The sequence below is a fragment of the Kitasatospora sp. NPDC048296 genome (assembly GCF_043201815.1).
Classification (GTDB): domain Bacteria; phylum Actinomycetota; class Actinomycetes; order Streptomycetales; family Streptomycetaceae; genus Kitasatospora.
Window position 1 is genome coordinate 20,295 of the sequence record NZ_JBICZB010000023.1, and the last position, 17,955, is coordinate 38,249.

The 17,955-nt window shown below is 72.3% G+C and carries 12 protein-coding genes and 1 pseudogene; 1 reads left to right on the forward strand and 12 read right to left on the reverse strand.

The window, feature by feature from the left end; all coding sequences use genetic code 11:
• Window positions 1–516: 516 nt before the first annotated feature.
• The 12 genes and pseudogenes from ACGF12_RS16070 to ACGF12_RS16125 all read right to left on the reverse strand — a co-directional run bounded on the left by ACGF12_RS16070 (window position 517) and on the right by ACGF12_RS16125 (window position 16,877).
• Complete coding sequence (locus tag ACGF12_RS16070) at window positions 517–3,564, reverse strand: AAA family ATPase (RefSeq protein ID WP_393029418.1); 3,048 nt, start codon at window positions 3,562–3,564, stop codon at window positions 517–519.
• Between the two features lie 170 nt (window positions 3,565–3,734).
• A complete protein-coding gene (locus tag ACGF12_RS16075; RefSeq protein WP_393029421.1) occupies window positions 3,735–3,893 on the reverse strand; it encodes a hypothetical protein in 159 nt (52 codons plus the stop codon).
• Between the two features lie 255 nt (window positions 3,894–4,148).
• Window positions 4,149–5,654, reverse strand: coding sequence for an Asp-tRNA(Asn)/Glu-tRNA(Gln) amidotransferase subunit GatB (gatB, locus tag ACGF12_RS16080; protein WP_393029424.1), 1,506 nt, complete (start codon window positions 5,652–5,654; stop codon window positions 4,149–4,151).
• Window positions 5,655–5,732: 78 nt separating this feature from the next.
• Entirely contained in the window at window positions 5,733–5,972 is a 240-nt protein-coding gene (locus ACGF12_RS16085; RefSeq protein WP_393029426.1) for a hypothetical protein, read from the reverse strand.
• On the reverse strand, window positions 5,969–7,462 hold the full coding sequence (gatA, locus tag ACGF12_RS16090) for an Asp-tRNA(Asn)/Glu-tRNA(Gln) amidotransferase subunit GatA (protein ID WP_393029428.1): 1,494 nt from the start codon (window positions 7,460–7,462) through the stop codon (window positions 5,969–5,971). Before gatA ends, ACGF12_RS16085 begins: the two co-directional genes overlap by 4 nt.
• 5 nt (window positions 7,463–7,467) lie before the next feature.
• Complete coding sequence (gene gatC, locus ACGF12_RS16095) at window positions 7,468–7,764, reverse strand: Asp-tRNA(Asn)/Glu-tRNA(Gln) amidotransferase subunit GatC (protein ID WP_030057414.1); 297 nt, start codon at window positions 7,762–7,764, stop codon at window positions 7,468–7,470.
• Window positions 7,765–8,210: 446 nt separating this feature from the next.
• Window positions 8,211–9,698, reverse strand: a pseudogene (locus tag ACGF12_RS16100) (putative bifunctional diguanylate cyclase/phosphodiesterase); the annotation flags it as partial.
• A gap of 386 nt (window positions 9,699–10,084) precedes the next feature.
• Entirely contained in the window at window positions 10,085–12,373 is a 2,289-nt protein-coding gene (ligA, locus tag ACGF12_RS16105; protein WP_393029431.1) for an NAD-dependent DNA ligase LigA, read from the reverse strand.
• 19 nt (window positions 12,374–12,392) lie between these two features.
• Window positions 12,393–13,403, reverse strand: coding sequence for a methionine synthase (locus ACGF12_RS16110; protein ID WP_393029434.1), 1,011 nt, complete (start codon window positions 13,401–13,403; stop codon window positions 12,393–12,395).
• A gap of 88 nt (window positions 13,404–13,491) precedes the next feature.
• Window positions 13,492–15,435, reverse strand: coding sequence for a right-handed parallel beta-helix repeat-containing protein (locus ACGF12_RS16115; RefSeq protein WP_393029437.1), 1,944 nt, complete (start codon window positions 15,433–15,435; stop codon window positions 13,492–13,494).
• Between the two features lie 214 nt (window positions 15,436–15,649).
• Window positions 15,650–16,339, reverse strand: a complete 690-nt coding sequence (locus tag ACGF12_RS16120) for an SDR family oxidoreductase (RefSeq protein WP_393029440.1) — start codon at window positions 16,337–16,339, stop codon at window positions 15,650–15,652.
• A gap of 13 nt (window positions 16,340–16,352) precedes the next feature.
• Entirely contained in the window at window positions 16,353–16,877 is a 525-nt protein-coding gene (locus tag ACGF12_RS16125) for a TIGR00730 family Rossman fold protein (protein ID WP_393029614.1), read from the reverse strand.
• A 394-nt stretch (window positions 16,878–17,271) separates the two neighbouring features.
• Here ACGF12_RS16125 and ACGF12_RS16130 point away from each other — a divergent pair, with 394 nt between their 5' ends.
• Window positions 17,272–17,814, forward strand: coding sequence for a hypothetical protein (locus ACGF12_RS16130; RefSeq protein ID WP_393029443.1), 543 nt, complete (start codon window positions 17,272–17,274; stop codon window positions 17,812–17,814).
• The last annotated feature ends 141 nt before the right edge of the window (window positions 17,815–17,955 follow it).

Consider the following 17,955-nt stretch of genomic DNA (forward strand, 5'->3'; position numbering starts at 1 on the left):
GGGCCGCGCCGGGCGGGTTCCGGCGGGTCGACGGCGGACGTGTCGGCAGGCGGTACGCCCGGCCGTCCGGCTCCGGGCAGCACCGTATCGGTGGAGCTCACTCGGCCTCTCCCCCTCCGGCCCGGGGCCCGGCGCCCCGGCCACGGACCACCGGCCGCGCACCTCTCGGCCGTACGCGGTGACCTGGCGCCCCGTCAGGACGGTGGCCCAGGGGGTGGGCGGCCTTCCGGCTGCCGCACCGCACCGATGCTCCCGGTCGGGACCTTACACCAATTCCGTCACTCAATGACACGCACACTCAACTTAGAGTAATGGCGGCACGGTGGGTGGATGCACCGGATTCCGACGGATCGGCCCGGTTGGCGGCGGCGCGCGGGCGGGGGCTCACGCGGCGCGCACGGGAGCACGCGACGGCGCGCCCACCCGCCCTGCCCGTGCCGAGGACCCAAGGGACAGGCCCTGGTCGGCGACCGTCCGGGCCCGGTCGGCTTCCCGCGGTCTCAGCGGCCCGCGGTCTCAGCGGCCCGCGGGGTCCAGGTCCTCGGGGAACAGGCGCAGTCGGTGGGCCAGCGCGGCCGCCTCGCCGCGACCGCCGACCCCGAGCTTGCCCAGGATGTTGGACACGTGCACGCTTGCCGTCTTCGGAGAGATGTACAGCTCCTCGGCGATCTGCCGGTTGGTCCAGCCGCGCGCGAGCAACCGAAGCACGTCCCGCTCACGGGGGGTGAGGCCAAAGGAGTCCCCCGGGGACCCGGTCGGCGCGGCCTCGGCGGCCGGGCGACCGGCCGGGGCCAGGTTCAGCCCGGCCCGCTCGGCCAGCGCGGTGATCTGCGAGCCCAGCAGCCGGTCACCCCGGGCGGCCGCCAGTTCGGCCGCCTCGCGCAGCAGTTCGGTCGCCGCCTCCCGCCGCCCGGCCTGCACCTCGGCCTCGCCGCCGCGCAGCAGGGCGAGCGCCAGCGGGTACGGCAGTGCGGCCGCCCGCAGCGCGGCGACCGCCTCGGCCCACTGCCCGGGGGTGTCCGCCCCCCGGGCCCGGTCCAGTTCGGCCTCCAGCAGCCGGGCCCAGCCCTGGTGCAGCGGTGCCCGGGGGCGCAGTTCGGCGGCCGCCGCGGCGATCGCGGCCAGCGTCTCGGCCCGGCCCGCCTCGGCCTCGGGCAGGCCGCGGCTGTCCGCCTCCACCCCGGCGGCCTCCACCAGCAGCGGGTAGACGTCGGACTCGTGGCCGATCCGCCCGTCCTCGGCGAGCGCGGCGAGCAGTTCGGCCCGGGCCTCCAGCGGCCGCCCGCCGTACGCGGCGACCCGCATCGCCAGCCGGCTGATCGGCACGCTGTGCTGGACCTGGCCGATCCGGTTGGCCGCCCGCGCCTGGGCCAGCATGGTCGCCGCGGTGGGCAGGTCCCCCGCCAGCAGGGCGAGTTCGCCGCGCATCCGGTCCAGGAACTCGGCGTGGGTGCCGCTCAGGCTGCTCAGCTCGCAGGCGGAGAGCACCTCGTCGGCCTCCTGCACCCGACCGAGGTCGAGCAGCGCCTCGACCAGGTTGCCGGTCAGGATGGTGCCGATGTTGCGCAGCAGGCCGTTGCCGTCCGCGAAGTCCAGGCCCTCCCGGGCCAGCCGCACGGCCTCCTCCGCCCGGCCCAGCCCGCGCTGCGCGCTGGCCAGGTTGTTGATGCCGCGCAGCAGCAGGTCCGGCACGCCCAGTCGGCGGGCCGCGTCGACCGCCCCGGCCAGCTCGGCCAGCCCGCCGTCGGCGTCGCCCTGCACGTCGTGGCGCAGGCCGCCGAGGGTCATCCGGGCGTGCACCTCGACCGAGTGCGCGCCGACCTGCTGGGCGATCCGGATCGCCCGCTCGGCCAGCTCGATGTGCTCGGGGCCGGCCTTCTTGAGCATCGCCGTCCCGGCGGCCAGCGCGAACACCTCGGCCTGCACGGCGGACGGCGACAGGTGGTCGACCAGCGCGTACGCGCGGGCGATCTCCTCGTCGTCACCGGAGCGGCGCAGGTTGCCCAGCATCCGGGCCCGGTTGATCCGGAACCAGGCCGCGCGCACCGGGTGCTCGCTCTCGTCGACCAGCCGGATCCCGCGCTTGGCCAGGCTCAGGCCGCGCTCGCGGTCGCCGCAGCGCCGGGCCGCGACCACCGCCTCGGCCAGCACGTCGACCAGCTGGATCCGGTCGCAGTCCGCGTCGGCGGAGCTGTGGTCGCAGGAGCCGGGCGGGTAGGTCTCGGCCCAGTCGTACGGGCGCAGGGTGTGCGCCAGCACCTCCTCGGAGACCATGTCCCACAGTTCCAGGGCGCGTTCCAGCAGGCCGAGCTGCTCGGCGAAGGCGTTGCGGCGCCGGGCCGCGCGGGCGGCGTCCAGGGCGGTCGGCAGGGCTCGGGCCGGGTCGTGCGCCTGGTACCAGTAGTTGGCCAGCCGGGCGGGCAGCGCGTCACCGGGGACGAGGTGCGGCTGGGCCTCCACGGCGAGCGCGAACTTGCGGTTGATCCGGTGCCGTTCGCCGGGCAACAGGTCGTCCGAGACCGCCTCGCGGACCAGCGCGTGGCGGAAGCGGTAGCCCTCGCCCTCGCTGTCCGGGCGCAGGATGTTGGCGCCGACGGCCGCCCGCAGCGCCTCGATCAGCGCCTCCTCGTCGTCCGCCAGGACGGCGGCCAGCAGGGCGTGTTCGACGTGCGAGCCGCCCTCGGCGGCGATCCGCACCACCCGCTGGGCCTCCTCGTCCAGGCTCTCGACCCGGACCAGCAGGATGTCCCGCAGCGAGTCGGTCAGCCCGGCGCCGCAGCCGTCCTGGAAGGCGGTGGCCAGCTCCTCGACGAAGAACGGGTTCCCCTCCGAGCGGCGGTGGATGCGGTCCACCAGCTGGCGGTCGGGGGCGGCGGTGCCGAGGATGCCGGCCAGCTGGGCGGCGACCTCGCGGCGGCGGAACCGCTCCAGCTCCAACCGCTGGACGGTGCGCAGCCGTTCGAGCTCGGCCAGGAAGGGGCGCAGCGGGTGGCGGCGGTGCAGGTCGTCGGTGCGGTAGGTGGCGACCAGCAGCACCCGGGAGCGGTGCAGGGTGCGCACCAGGAAGGCCAGCAGTTCGCGGGTGGAGCGGTCGGACCAGTGCAGGTCCTCGACGGCGAGGACGAGGGTACGCTCCGCGCCGAGCCGTTCGAACAGCCTCGCGGTGTGCTCGAACAGCCGGGCCCGGCTGTACTCGTCGTTGGGTTCGCCGTCCACCTCGCCGAACTCGGAGAGCAGGAGGGCGAGATGCCCCTCGCTGCCGGCCGCGGCGGCCTCCAGTTCGGCGCCCAGCGAACGGTGCAGCCGGCGCAGCGCGGCGGCCAGCGGCGCGTACGGCAGGCCCTCGGCGCCGACCTCCAGACAGCGGCCGAGCGTGATGACCGCTCCGCGGTCGCAGGCCCGCTGCAGGAACTCCTCCAGCAGCCGGGTCTTGCCGACGCCGGCCTCGCCGCCGATCAGGACGGCCTGGGGGCTGCCGGTGCCCGCCCGGCGCAGTGCTTCGGTCAGTTCGGTGATCTCGCTGCCGCGGCCGACGAAGACGGGACTGACCGATATCTGCTGCATGGAGGCGAGCATGCCATAGCCGGTGGTGGCGGGAGGAGGGGTTATCTCCCCGGGCGAACGTCCGGCCGCGGGCATGGACGAGAGCGTGGTGGAAAGCCCGGAGGGGGAGGCGCTCTCCTGCGGCGCCTCCCCCTCCGGAACTCCTTCGGCACCGTCACGGTGCCGGACCGTCAGCATTCGGTCTGACGCACGGGGCGCCGCTGGAAGCGGGCGGCGACCGGACGGCGGCGCAGGCGACGCGCCTCCTTGGCCTCACGCACCAGGCGCTCGTGTTCGGCGCGGGCTTCGAGCTCGTGGGCCTGCTGCTGGATGATCTCGTACTCGATCACTTCGGGTTCCCCTTTTGGGTCTCACTGCGTTTCGCTGTCGAGTAAGAGCTTCCTCCCCCAGCCGGGGGTGCCACATCGGGAGCGTGCCCGATCTTCCGGGGCCCGGATGCCTTAGATCGGGCCTGGAAAAAGGTTTAAGGCCCGGCCTCACCCCAATACGGAGGTGAGACCGGGCCTTAGGCCTTACTTAGAGGGCCTTAGATGCCTTAGATACCTTAGGAAGGCAGGGTTGACAGCCTGGGTGCCCCTCAGGACTCAGGCAGCGCCCAGCTTCTCCAGGATCAAGTCCTTCACGCGGGCGGCGTCCGCCTGGCCGCGGGTGGCCTTCATGACCGCGCCGACCAGCGCGCCCACGGCCTGGACCTTGCCGTCGCGGATCTTGGCGGCGATCGCCTCGTTCTCGGCGATGGCCTGGTCGACGGCGGCACCCAGCGCGGAGTCGTCCGAGACCACGGCCAGGCCGCGCTTCTCGACGACCTCGTCCGGCTCGCCCTCGCCGGCCAGCACGGCCTCGATGACCTGGCGGGCCAGCTTGTCGTTCAGCTTGCCCTCGGCGACCAGCGCGGCGACCCGGGCGACCTGCGCCGGGGTGATCGGCTGCTCGGTCAGCTCGGTGCCGGTCTCGTTGGCGCGGCGCGCCAGCTCGCCCATCCACCACTTGCGGGCCTGGTCGGCCGGGGCACCGGCCGCGATGGTCTCCTGGATCGGCTCCACCGCACCGGCGTTGAGCACGGACTGCATGTCCTTGTCGGACAGGCCCCACTCGGCCTGCAGCCGGGCGCGGCGCACCCGCGGCAGCTCCGGCAGAGCGGCGCGCAGCTCCTCGACCCACTCGCGGGCGGGGGCCACCGGCACCAGGTCCGGCTCCGGGAAGTAGCGGTAGTCCTCGGCGTTGTCCTTGATCCGGCCCGAGGTGGTGCTGCCGTCTTCCTCGTGGAAGTGGCGGGTCTCCTGGACGATGGTGCCGCCGTCGGTCAGCACGGTGGCGTGCCGCCGGACCTCGAACCGGGCGGCCCGCTCCACGCTGCGCAGCGAGTTGACGTTCTTGGTCTCCGAGCGGGTGCCGAACGTCTCGGTGCCGTTCGGGCGCAGCGACAGGTTGACGTCGCAGCGCATCTGGCCCTTGTCCATCCGGGCCTCGGAGACGCCCAGCGAGCGGATGACCTCGCGCAGCTCGGCGACGTACGCCTTGGCGACCTCGGGGGCACGCTCGCCGGCGCCGGTGATCGGCTTGGTGACGATCTCGATCAGCGGGATGCCGGCCCGGTTGTAGTCGAGCAGCGAGTGGGTGGCGCCGTGAATGCGGCCGGTCGCGCCACCGACGTGGCTGGACTTGCCGGTGTCCTCCTCCATGTGGGCGCGCTCGATCTCCACGCGGAAGGTCGAGCCGTCCTCCAGCTGCACGTCGAGGTAGCCGTTGAAGGCGATCGGCTCGTCGTACTGCGAGGTCTGGAAGTTCTTGGGCATGTCCGGGTAGAAGTAGTTCTTCCGCGCGAACCGGCACCACTCGGCGATCTCGCAGTTCAGCGCCAGGCCGATCTTGACGGCCGACTCCACGCCCACCGCGTTGACCACCGGCAGCGAGCCCGGCAGGCCCAGGCAGGTGGGGCAGGTCTGGGTGTTCGGCTCGGCGCCCAGCTCGGTCGAGCAACCGCAGAACATCTTGGTCTTGGTACCGAGCTCGACGTGGACCTCAAGGCCCATCACCGGGTCGTAGGACGCGAGAGCGTCCTCGTAGGAGACCAGGTTCATGACGCTCACAGCGTCCCTTCTCACTTGAAGCTTGGGAGGTACGGGCCCGGCCGCCGCGTGACGCGGGGCCGGGCCGGGGCGCTCAGCTCAGCCCAGCAGCACGTCGTCGGAGCCCAGCTGACGCAGCTCGCGCACCAGCAGGGCGGTGCCGGTGATCAGCGCGGCGGCGCCGACCAGGGCGTTGACCAGCTTGAGGGTGTCGCTCTCCTCGCGGGCCTTGCGGACGTCCTTGACCACGGAGATGGCACCGAAGGCGCTGGTGCCGATGGACAGCCAGAGACCGGGCTTGGTGTGCTTGAAGCCCTTGGCCTTCTCGATCTTGCTCACAGTGCCGGTGCCTCCTCCAGCAGGGTGTGCCCCCACTTGTCGTTGAGTGCGGCCTCGACGGCGCCGCCCACGCGGTACAGGCGGTCGTCCGCCATCGCGGGCGCGATGATCTGCAGGCCGACCGGGAGATTGTCCTCCGGGGCCAGGCCGACCGGCAGCGACATGGCCGCGTTGCCCGCCAGGTTCGACGGAATCGTGCACAGGTCGGCCAGGTACATCGCCATCGGGTCGTCGGCGCGCTCGCCGATCGGGAAGGCGGTGGTCGGCGTGGTCGGCGAGACCAGCACGTCCACCCCGGCGAAGGCGGCGTCGAAGTCGCGCGAGATGAGCGTGCGCACCTTCTGGGCCGAGCCGTAGTAGGCGTCGTAGTAGCCCGAGGACAGGGCGTAGGTGCCCAGGATGATGCGGCGCTTGACCTCGTCGCCGAAGCCGGCCTCGCGGGTCAGCGCGGTGACCTCCTCGGCCGAGCGGCTGCCGTCGTCGCCGACCCGCAGGCCGTAGCGCATCGCGTCGAAGCGGGCCAGGTTGGAGGAGCACTCCGACGGCGCGATCAGGTAGTAGGCCGGCAGCGCCAGGGTGAAGGACGGGCAGGAGACCTCGACGACCTCGGCACCCAGCTCGCGCAGCAGCTCCACCGACTCGTTGAAGCGCTGCATCACGCCGGCCTGGTAGCCCTCGCCGGCGAACTCCTTGACCACGCCGATCCGCATGCCGCGGACGTCGCGCAGCTTCGCGGCCTCGACCACGGCCGGGACCGGCGCGTCGATCGAGGTGGAGTCCAGCGGGTCGTGCCCGGCGATGGCCTCGTGCAGCAGGGCCGCGTCCAGCACGGTGCGGGCGCACGGGCCGCCCTGGTCCAGGCTGCTGGAGAAGGCGACCAGGCCGTAGCGGGACACCGAGCCGTAGGTCGGCTTGACGCCGACGGTGCCGGTGACGGCGCCGGGCTGGCGGATCGAGCCGCCGGTGTCGGTGCCGATCGCCAGCGGGGCCTCGAAGGCGGCCAGCGCAGCGGCCGAACCGCCGCCGGAGCCGCCGGGGATGCGGGTGAGGTCCCACGGGTTGCCGGTCGGGCCGTAGGCGGAGTTCTCGGTGGAGGAGCCCATCGCGAACTCGTCCATGTTGGTCTTGCCGAGGATGACGACGCCGGCGTCCTTGAGACGGCTGGTCAGCGTGGCGTCGTACGGCGGGATCCAGCCCTCGAGCATCTTGGAGCCGCAGGTGGTCGGGACGCCCTTGGTGGTGAAGACATCCTTCAGCGCCAGCGGGACGCCGGCCAGCGGGCCCAGCTCCTCGCCCTTGGCGCGCTTGTCGTCGACGGCCTTGGCCGCGTTCAGCGCGCCCTCGGTGTCGACGTGCAGGAAGGCGTTGACCTTCTTGTCGACGGCCTCGATGCGGTCCAGGTGCGCCTGGGCCACCTCGACGGCGGACACCTCGCCCTTGGCGATGGCGGCGGCGGTCTCAGCCGCGGTGTAGCGAATCAGCTCGGTCATCTCGGTCAGTCCTCCCCGAGGATCTGCGGCACACGGAAACGCTGCTCCTCGGCGGCGGGGGCGCCGGACAGCGCCTGCTCCGGGGTGAGCGACGGCCGCACCTCGTCCGCGCGCATGACGTTGGTCAGCGGCAGCGGGTGGGAGGTCGGCGGGACGTCCTGTCCGGCGACCTCGGAAACGCGGGCGACCGCGCCGATGATCACGTCGAGCTGCTCGGCGAAGTGGTCCAGCTCTTCGGGCTTCAGCTCAAGACGCGACAGCCGGGCGAGGTGGGCGACCTCCTCGCGCGTGATGCCAGGCATGCAGCGATCCTCAGGGTGAGTTCTGGTGAGACCCGGCCTCGCCTGCGGCGCTGCCGGGCCCGGGCAGGAGCAGCCGGGTTCGGCGCTCCGTCCTCATGGTCTTTGGACCCCATCCTATGGGGCCCGGCCCGGCCACCTTCCAACGAGTTACGGTGTGCCCCCCTTCACCACGGGCGGCGCGGCGTCCCGAGGCGCGGCTACTGCGGCCTGGTGCGGGCCCAACCCGGGGTGCCGGGCGCCTTGATCTCCAGCTGCGCGGCCTGCAACGGCTGGCTGCACGGCACGGCCCGGACGGCCGGGGGCAGTACCGGCGGCAGCACCGGGGGCAGCACCGGGGGCAGCGGGGTGGGCTGGGCGACCGGCGGGGCGACCGGCTTGATGATCGACGGGAGCTGCGGCGGGGCGCCGAGGCGCTCCACCGGCGGGGCGGAGGTGGTGCGGTGCACCCGCAGCCAGGCGGTGGCCTGCTCGGCGGGCAGTGCGGCCGACACCAGCCAGCCCTGGACGGCGTCCACTCCCATGCCGTGCAGCCGCTCCCAGGTCTCGTCGTCCTCGACGCCCTCGGCCACCACGGTCAGGCCGAGCGAGTGGGCGAGCTCCACCGAGCAGCGCACCACCGCCGCGTCGTGGTCGTCGGCGACCATCCGGGAGACGAAGGAGCGGTCGATCTTCAGCTCGCCGACCGGCAGGCTGCGCAGCCGCACCAGCGAGGAGTGTCCGGTGCCGAAGTCGTCCAGGGACATCCCGACGCCGTAGCCGCGCAGTTCGGCCAGGGTGTCGGCGGCTCGCCGGGAGTCGTCCAGCAGCAGCCGCTCGGTGATCTCCAGCTGGAGCGCGTGGGCCGGCACCTGGTGGCGGACGAGGTGTCCGGCGACGCGCTGGGCGAAGCCGGGGTTGAGCACGTCGCGCGGCGAGACGTTGACCGCGACCTGCACCTGCAGGCCCATGTCGCGCCAGTAGGCGAGCTGGCCGACGGCCGCCTCCAGCACGTAGTCGGTGAGCCGGGGCATCAGGCCGCTGGACTCGGCGAGCCCGACGAACTCGTCCGGCGAGACCCTCCCCTGCCCGGGCCGCTCCCAGCGCAGCAGCGCCTCCAGGCCGACCACCCGGCCGTCGAAGGCCACCTTCGGCTGGTAGTGCAGCTGCACCTCGCCGGTCTCCAGGGCCCGGCGCAGGTCCCCGAGCAGCCCGATCCGGTACGGGGTGTCGGCGTCCTGGGTCTCGTCGTACTGGGCGACGCCGCTGCACTCGCGCTGGGCGTGGCCCATCGCCACGTCGGCGCGGCGCAGCAGCGACTCGGCGTCCTGGGCGTCCTGCGGGTAGACGCAGACGCCGGCGCTGGCCTCCAGCACCAGCAGCAGGCCGTCCAGGCGGATCGGCGCGGCGAGTTCGGCGATCAGCGCCTTGGCGACCCGCTCCAGGCTGTCCGGGCAGTTGATGCCGGGCAGCAGCACGGCGAACTCGTCGCCGCCCATCCGGGCCACCATCGGGCGGCCGCGCCGGTAGTGCCGGGGCAGGCCGACGAAGACGTCGTCGATGGACTCCCGGGTGGCACTGCCGGCCGTGCCGCCGGAGCGCAGCGCGCGGTGGAGCCGGCGGGCGATGTGAACCAGCAGCCGGTCACCAGCCGTATGTCCTAGTGTGTCGTTGAGCGATCGGAATCGATCGAGATCGAGCAGGATGAGACCGACGCTGTAGCCCTCCTCGCGCTCGGCGATCGCCTCCTGGGCGGCCAGCAGCAGAGCCTGACGGTTGGGCAGGTCCGTCAGCGGATCGGTCAGCTGGTCGCGGGCGCGGTCCCGGGCGATCCGCCAGGCGGCCACCAGCACCGCCAGCGGCACCGCGAACAGCGGCAGCAGTTCGGGTTCGTACCGGTAGACCAGGACGGCCAGCGGGATGAGCGGAGCGGCTCCGGCCAGCAGCACGCCGAGCAGCAGGACCGCACCCGCCACCCCCTGCGGCGGGCGTGTGGGCGCGCCGCCGGTCGTACGATCCATAAGCCCTGTCCTCCGTCGGGCCCGCCCCCGTCAGGCCGCCTTACGGTGAGGCACCGCGCTGGTACCGACAGCTGCCGGGCATGGAGCGACCCCGAGGAGCCCCGGCTCAGCCGGTGCCCCCACCCCTGCTGACACTCTGTTGCGCTCCAGGGTATGCCGGGGTCCACCCGGTGGGCAGACTTTCGGACAACCGGAAACGCGCCACCGCGCCCGGGTGTCGCACAGTGACACAATGCCCGCTTTCACTGAACGACACCCGGTGACGCTGCATCAGGACGATAACAACACGGACCCGGGCACCGGCCGCTCGGGGCGGCCCCGGATCAGCCCTCGGCGGGCGCCTCCTGCGGCTCGACGGCCTCCTCCGGCTCCGGAAGTCCCAGGTGGGCGCGGGCGGCCGACGGTCCGTCGGCGAGCAGGACGGCGAAGCCCGCGTCATCCAGCACCGGCAGTCCGAGCTGAACGGCCTTGTCGTACTTGGATCCCGGGTTGTCACCGGCGACCACAAAATCGGTCTTCTTCGAAACCGAGCCGGTCACCTTCGCTCCGCGCGAGGTCAGCGCCTCCTTGGCGCCGTCCCGGGTGTGCCCGGCCAGGGTGCCGGTGACGACCACGGTCAGGCCCTCCAGCGGGCGCTCCGCCTCCTCCTCGTCCGCGAACTCCTCGGTGAAGCGGACGCCGGCGGCGCGCCACTTCTCCAGGATGTCGCGGTGCCAGTCGACCTGGTACCACTCGGTGATCGCCCGGGCAGTGCCGGGCCCGACCCCCTCGGTGGCCGCCAGGCGTTCCTCGTCGGCCGCGAAGATGGCGTCCAGGTCGCGGAACTCGCGCGCCAGCGCCTGCGCGGCCACCGGGCCGACGTGCCGGATGGACAGCCCGTTGAGGTAGCGCCAGAGCGGCCGGTCCTTGGCGTTGTTGAGGTTCTCCAGCAGAAGTCCGGTGTTCTTCTTCGCCGCGCCCGTGGTGGTGGCGAAGAAGAACACCTCCTTCTCCTCGCCGGTGACGTCGTCCAGCTTGGGCATACCGGTCTTCTGGTCGCGCACCAGCACCTTGATCGGCAGCAGTTGTTCCTCGGTCAGACCGAAGATGTCACCCTCGTTCTTCACCGGCGCCTCGGCCGGCTCCAGCGGCTGGGTCAGCGCGGTGGCCGCGACGTAACCCAGGCCCTCGATGTCCAGCGAGGAGCGGCCGCCCAGGAAGGCGATCCGCTCGCGGATCTGGGCCGGGCAGTGCTGCGCGTTGGGGCAGCGCAGATCGATGTCCCCTTCGGCCATCGGGCGCAGCTCGCTGCCGCACTCCGGGCAGTGCGAGGGCATCACGAAGGCCTGCTCGGTGCCGTCCCGCAGGTCCTCCACCGGGCCGAGGATCTCCGGGATGACGTCGCCGGCCTTGCGCAGCACGATCGTGTCGCCGAGCAGTACGCCCTTGGTCTTGACGACCTCCTGGTTGTGCAGCGTCGCGTACTGGACCATCGAGCCGGCCACCTTCACCGGCTCGGCCAGCACCGCGTACGGGGTGGCCCGGCCGGTGCGGCCGATGCCGACCTTGATCTCGGCGAGCTTGCCGGTGACCTCCTCCGGCGGGTACTTCCAGGCGACCGCCCAGCGCGGCGACTTGGAGGTGGCACCGAGCCGGCCCTGGAGGGCGATCTCGTCCACCTTGACGACCACGCCGTCGATCTCGTGCTCGACCGAGTGGCGCTGCTCCCCGAAGTGCTTGATGAACTCCCGCACCTCGTCGAGGGTCTTGACCACCTTGTTGTGCCGGGCCGTCGGCAGGCCCCACTCGCGCAGCAGGTCGTAGGCGTGCGACTGGCAGTCGATGTCGAAGCCGACCCGGGCGCCGATGCCGTGCACCACCATGTGCAGCGGGCGGGAGGCGGTGACGTGCGGGTCCTTCTGGCGCAGCGAACCGGCGGCGGCGTTGCGGGGGTTCATGAACAGCCGGATCATCGCCCGGGGCCGCTTGCCCTCCTTGGCGCGCTCCTCGTTCTCCTGCCGACGGCGCTCGTTCTCCTCCGCGAAGGAGGCGTTGAGCGCCTCGAAGGCCTCGGTCGGGAAGTAGACCTCGCCACGGATCTCCACCAGCTCGGGGACGTTGTCGCCCTTGAGCTGGTGCGGGATCTCCTTGATGGTGCGGACGTTGGCGGTGATGTCCTCGCCGACCCGGCCGTCGCCACGCGTCGCCGCCTGCACCAACTGACCGTTCTCGTAGGTGAGGTTGACGGCCAGGCCGTCCACCTTGAGCTCACACAGGTAGTGGTAGTCGATGCCGTGCAGCTCGGTGGCGACGCGCTCGGCCCAGGCGGCGAGTTCGTCGTCGTCCATCGCGTTGTCGAGGCTGAGCAGCCGCTCGCGGTGCTCGACCGCGGCGAACAGCTCGGTCGGGGCACCGCCGACCTTCTGCGTCGGCGAGTCCGGGGTGACCAGGGCCGGGTGCTCGGCCTCGATCGCCTCCAGCTCGCGCATCAGCGTGTCGAACTCGGCGTCGCTGACGACCGGCGCGTCCTGCTCGTAGTACCGGACCCGGTGGTCGGTGATCTCCGCCGCCAGTTCGGCGTGCCGCCTGCGCACCTCCGCCGGGATGTCCTCCCAGCCCTCGACAGCCGTCACCGCAAGCCCTCCTACGTTCTCATTCCGGGTTGTCCACCAGGCTCCGTGCCGCCCGGTCGGCGAGCGACAGCGCCTTGCGCGCGTACGCCGGGGAGGCCCCGGCCAGCCCGCAGGTCGGTGTCACCAGCACGCGGCGACCCAGCAGCTCCGGGGCGAACCCGAGCCTGCGCCACAAGGTCCTGACCCCCTGGACACTACCGGCAGGGTCCGACACCGCCTGGTCAGTGGAGGGGACGACACCAGCGAGGATCGTCGTGCCCGCCTCGACCGCCTCGCCGAGGTCGTCGTCCTGGCGCTCGCTGAGGAGCGAGAAGTCGAGCGAGATCCCGGCGACTCCGGCGCGGCGCAGCAGCGGTACCGGGACGTCCGGAGCGCAGCTGTGCACGACCACGGGCGCGTCCAGGCCGCGGATCAGCTCCCGCAGCACCTCCTCCGCGATCTGCCGGTCGACGGCGCGCAGCCGCTGGAAGCCGCTCGCGGTCTTCACCCGGCCCGCGAGGACGGCGGGCAGCGAGGGCTCGTCCAGCTGGAGGACGAGTTGTGCGCCCGGGACGCGCTTGCGGACGTCCGCGAGGTGGCGGCGCAGGCCCTCGGTGAGCGAGCCGGCGATGTCCCGGCAAGCGCCGTGGTCGGCGAGCGCCTTCTCGCCGTGCTTGAGCTCGACGCTCGCCGCCAGCGTCCACGGGCCGACGGCCTGGACCTTGAGCGCGCCCTGGTGGCCCTGGGTGAACTCCTCCAGCGCGTCCAGGTCCTCGCCGAGCCAGGAGTGGGCGCGCCGGGTGTCCCGGCCGGGGCGGTCGGCGAAGCGCCAGCCGCTGGGCTCGGTCTGCGCGAACAGCTCGACCAGCAGGCCGGCGCTGCGGCCGATCATGTCGGCGCCCGGGCCGCGCGCGGGCAGCTCGGGCAGGAACGGCAGCTGCTCCAGCGCCCCGGTGGAGGTCTTGGCGGCCTCGCGGGCGTCGGTGCCGGGCAGCGAGCCGACGCCGGTCGCGGCGCCTCGCAGGTCGGGGAAGGGGTGTGGGGTGCTCACCCGTCCGAGCCTACTCATGCGGACGGCCCCGGTGCCGAGCGCGGGGCTCGGGACCGGGGCCGTCGGGTGGGGACCGGGGTCAGCGGGATCAGTACCCCTGGTAGCCGAACTCGTCGACCACGAGGTGCAGCGGGGCGCCGCTCGCGTTGTAGAGCGAGATCTTGCCGTCCTTCACCGGGACCACGACCTGGTTCGGGATGGTCTCGCCGGGCAGGAAGTTGAGGTTCGACGCGTCCGGCAGGGTGTCACCGTGCGGGTAGACGGTCAGGTGGCCCTGGGCACCCGGCTCGGTGACGGTGACGTTCAGGGTCACCGACGCGAGGTTCGGGAGGTCGCCGGCCGGGATGTCCAGGGTGCCCCAGGCCGGGACGGTGCCCGCGGGACGGACGCCCGTCTCCCAGTAGGTGTCCTGTCGGGTGTCGACGACCCGGGTCGGGCCGAACGGGCGGTAGGTGAGCTTGCCCTCGGTGGCGTAGTAGCCCGCGAGGTCGGCGATCAGGTGCACGGTGCCGCCGGAGGCGTTGTAGAAGGAGACCTTGCCGTCCTTCACCGGCACCGTCACCAGGTTCGGAATCGTCCGCCCGGCCGTCCAGTTCAGGTTCGACGCGTCCGGCAGGGTGTTACCGTGCGGGAAGACGGTGAGGTGCCCGTCCTGCTGCGGCTCGGTCACCGTCACGTTCATCGTCACGGCCGTCACACCGGTGGCCGGAACACCGGCCACACCCGTCACCGGCAGATCGACGGTGCCCCACGCCGGAACGGGCTGCGCCACCGGGACACCGATCGGCTGGCGGGTGTCCAGCAGACGCGTCGGACCGGCCGGGGTGAAGGCGCTGCCGAAGTCCCGGTCCTCGTACGCACCGCGGTCGCGGATGCCGCTGCCCGTACCGGTGTTGGGCGTCGTCGGGTCGTCCACCGGGGCGTAGCCGCCACGGTCGGTGGGCAGCATGCCCGGGGCGTTCTCGTCGGCCGAGTCGATCCGGTGGTCGACCGGAGCGTTCGGGCCCTTCGGCACGTAGGTCAGGTCGACGAAGTCGTGCACGCCCTGACCGGTGTTCGCGGCGAGCTGGTTCTGGGTGGTGAAGTTCGCACCGGCCCAGCTGTAGGCGGCGCCACCGCTGCGCGGGTCGATCAGGTTGTAGTCGATCTTGGTGCCGGACGTGGCGTTCGCGGCGACGCTGATCCCGGTGGCGTTGGCCGGGGTGTCGCAGGCCGCGTTCTGGGTCTTCGCGGTGTTCACCACGTTGTTCTCGACCACCGCACCGGTCGACGTGCCGTCCAGCACGATCCCGTTGAAGCAGGGCGAGTTGATGGTGTTGGCCACCACGACGGTGTTGGGGGCGTCCTTGACCAGGATGCCGGTCATGTTGTCGACGCTGTTGGGCTGGATCACGTTGGTGGTCAGGACGGTCCCGGTGGAGCCGCCGTCGACCTGGAGCAGCGGGCCGGGCGCGTAACCGAAGTCGCCGCGGGCCCAGGTCACCTTGTCGGAGGCGTTGGTGATCTTGACCCCGCCGCCCCAGGCCGCGATGTTGGTGAACGAGATGTCGTGCCCGCCGTCGACGATGACGGCCGGCCGCTGGTGGCTCTGCAGCGACAGGTTCTCGAACCGGAGGTGGTCGGCGCCCTTCACCACGATGGCGCTGTCCGGGTAGTTCGGCGCCCCTCCGGAGAAGCTCGCCTGGCCGCCCGCCGAGTACTGCTGGGCCGGGCCGCGGAAGGTGATCGGGGCGTCGGCGGTGCCGGAGTGGGTCACCGTCACCGCGAAGCCGTTGTAGCCACCCGCGGCGATCTCGACCGTCTGCCCCGGCTGCACGACCGCCGCGGCGGCGGCGATCGTACAGAACGGCGCCGACTGGGCACCGGTGCCGCTGTCGGTGCAGTTGGCACCCGCGGCGTTGTTGACGTAGAGCGTGCTGCCCGCCGCGGCCGCACCACTCGCACCGACAGCCGGCAGACTGACCGTCCCGACGAGCAGCGCGCCGACGGTCAGCGCGGTACGGGTTCTGGAAATGGGAGCCCCCCTGGGCATGTTCTCAGCGTGAATGACGCTTTGTGACCCTCCGCTGTCCGAACACGATCGAACGGAGGGCGGAGCGGAGCATTCCACAGCCAAAGGGGCCTCGCCGACGCGGATTTGACCGGCCTCGGGCCTGCACACGAACGGCCCCCGGTGCCGAGCGCGGAGCTCGACACCGGGGGCCGCCGGTGGTTCGGGAGCGGGGTCGGTACGCCTGGAAGCAGGCCTACTGCCCCGGGCGAACAGTGAGGTCGGTGATCTCGGCGTCCCGGGAGGCGTCCAGGGCGGCGATGATCGCCCTGACCACGGACTCCGGGGCGATCCAGCGTCCGGCGTCGTACTCCTTGCCCTCCTGCTGGTGCACCTTGACCTGCATCGCGGTGGCGGTGCGGCCGGGGTAGACCGAGGTGACCCGGACGCCGTTCGTGTGCTCCTCCTGGCGCAGCGCGTCGGCCAGCGCCTTGAGGCCGTGCTTGCTGGCCGCGTACGCCGACCACTCGGCGTGGGCGGTGAGGCCGGCGCCGGAGTTGACGAAGACCACGTGGCCCTTGGCGAGGCGGAGCGAGGGCAGCAGCAGCCGGGTCAGCTCGGCGGGGGCGACCAGGTTGACGTTGAGCGTCTCCTGCCAGGCCTTCACCGGCAGGTCGCCGACCGTGCCGAGCTCGACCGTGCCCGCGACGTGCAGCAGCGAGTCGAGGGTGACGGGCAGCGCCTGGTGCCCGAAGGCCCAGGACAGCTTGCCGGGGTCACCGAGGTCCCCGACCAGGGTGCGGGCGCCCGGGAAGCGGTCGCGCAGCTCGGCGGCCCGACGGGCGTCGCGGGCCAGCAGCCAGAGCTCGTCCCCGCGCTCGGCGAGCTTCTCGGTCAGGACGGCGCCGATGCCGGAACCGGCGCCGGTGATCAGATGTGCAGCCATGGCTCCGATCCTCTCAGGCCTTGAGCTGCGCAAACACCTCGGCGGGCGTGTCGGCGAAGCTGATCAGCTCGGAGAGCGACCGCGGTAGGAAACCCTCGGCATCCATCCGCTCCAGCTGGGTGCGCAGACCTGCGTAGAAGCCTTCGGTGTCCAGGACGACCACCGGCTTGTCGAAGATCCCGTGCTTCTTGAGCTCCAGCACCTCGGTGACCTCGTCCATGGTCCCCAACCCGCCGACCAGCACCACGATGGCGTCCGCGCGGGCAGCCAACTCCCGCTTCCGCTCGGCGAGATCGGCGGTCATGACGAGCTCGTCGGCGCCGACGTACCCCTTGTGCTTCAGCATCTCGACCAGCACGCCGACCAGTCGGCCGCCCGCCGCCTTCACCTCGTCGGCCAGCAGCCCCATCAGCCCGGCGTTGGACCCGCCCCAGACCAGGGTGTGGCCGCCCTCCCCCAGGAGCCGGGCGAACTCGGCGGCGGGGGCGGTGTAGCGGTCATCGAGCGAGTACGCGGAGCAGAAGACGCAGATGTTCATAGTGCTCATTGGTCTATCACGCCCCACCGCCCCCGCTCACCCGGTTTGGCCGCCACCCGTCGGTGCGTACCTGCGAGGTGCGGCATCCGGACCGCGTCATCGCGCGATCCCCCAGGTCAGACAGGCCGGGCCGGGCTCCGGGAAGTCCTCCGGCCGGGTGAGCCGAGGGCTGATCGCTCGATGGCGGGCTCCCTCGGGGCGGGCTAGTCATGTCCTTGACGCCCTGTCGGGCCACCGTACGGAAGCGGTGTCCCGGGGCTTCTCGTGTCGACTTCACTGAAAGGAAATACACGACATGGCTGGCATCACGATGCGTCGGCGGATTCCCGCTCTTCTCGCGGCAACCGGGTTGGCCGTACTGGTCACCACAGGAGCGGCTCAGGCGGGCACTCCGGTGAACCATGCGACATCCGGCGGACTGCCCTGCAAATCGATCTCGCAGGGCGCCACGGCCGCCGACCCCGCCGGGTCGGACGGGAAGGACCACGAACACTGCAAGGTCGACGTCGGCGCGAAGATCGTCGCCACCAGCCCGCAGGTCATCCCGACGGGCGTCACCACCAAGATCACCTTCACCCAGGCCGAGTTCGACACGGACTCGATGTTCGACCCGGCGAACTCGACCCTCGTGGTCCACACCCCCGGGCGCTACTACCTCCAGGGGAAGCTCTTCTGGGGCTTCGCCCCGAACGCGGGCGCCGTCCGCGACCTGGAGATCACGGTCAACGGTGTCCTCGTCTCCGAGGCCGAGAAGGGCGCCGACAACCCCAACGACTCTACGGAGGACACCTCGACGATCGTCGACCTGAAGGCCGGTGACGTGATCGAGCTCGACGCCTTCCAGAACACCGGAAGCGACGCCAACTCGGTCCTCTTCACCAACAGCGCCCAGCAGACCATCTTCCCGCAGCTCTTGGCCGAGCGGCTCGCCCCGTAGCCGTCCCGCACCGAACCACCCCAGGGGTGGGGGGGGGGGGGGCCGGCGCCCCCGGGGGGGGGGGGGGGGGGCGGGGGGGCGGGGGGTGTTGGGGGGAGTTTTTTGGGGGAGGGGGGGGGGGCGCGCGCCCGGCGGCGGGCC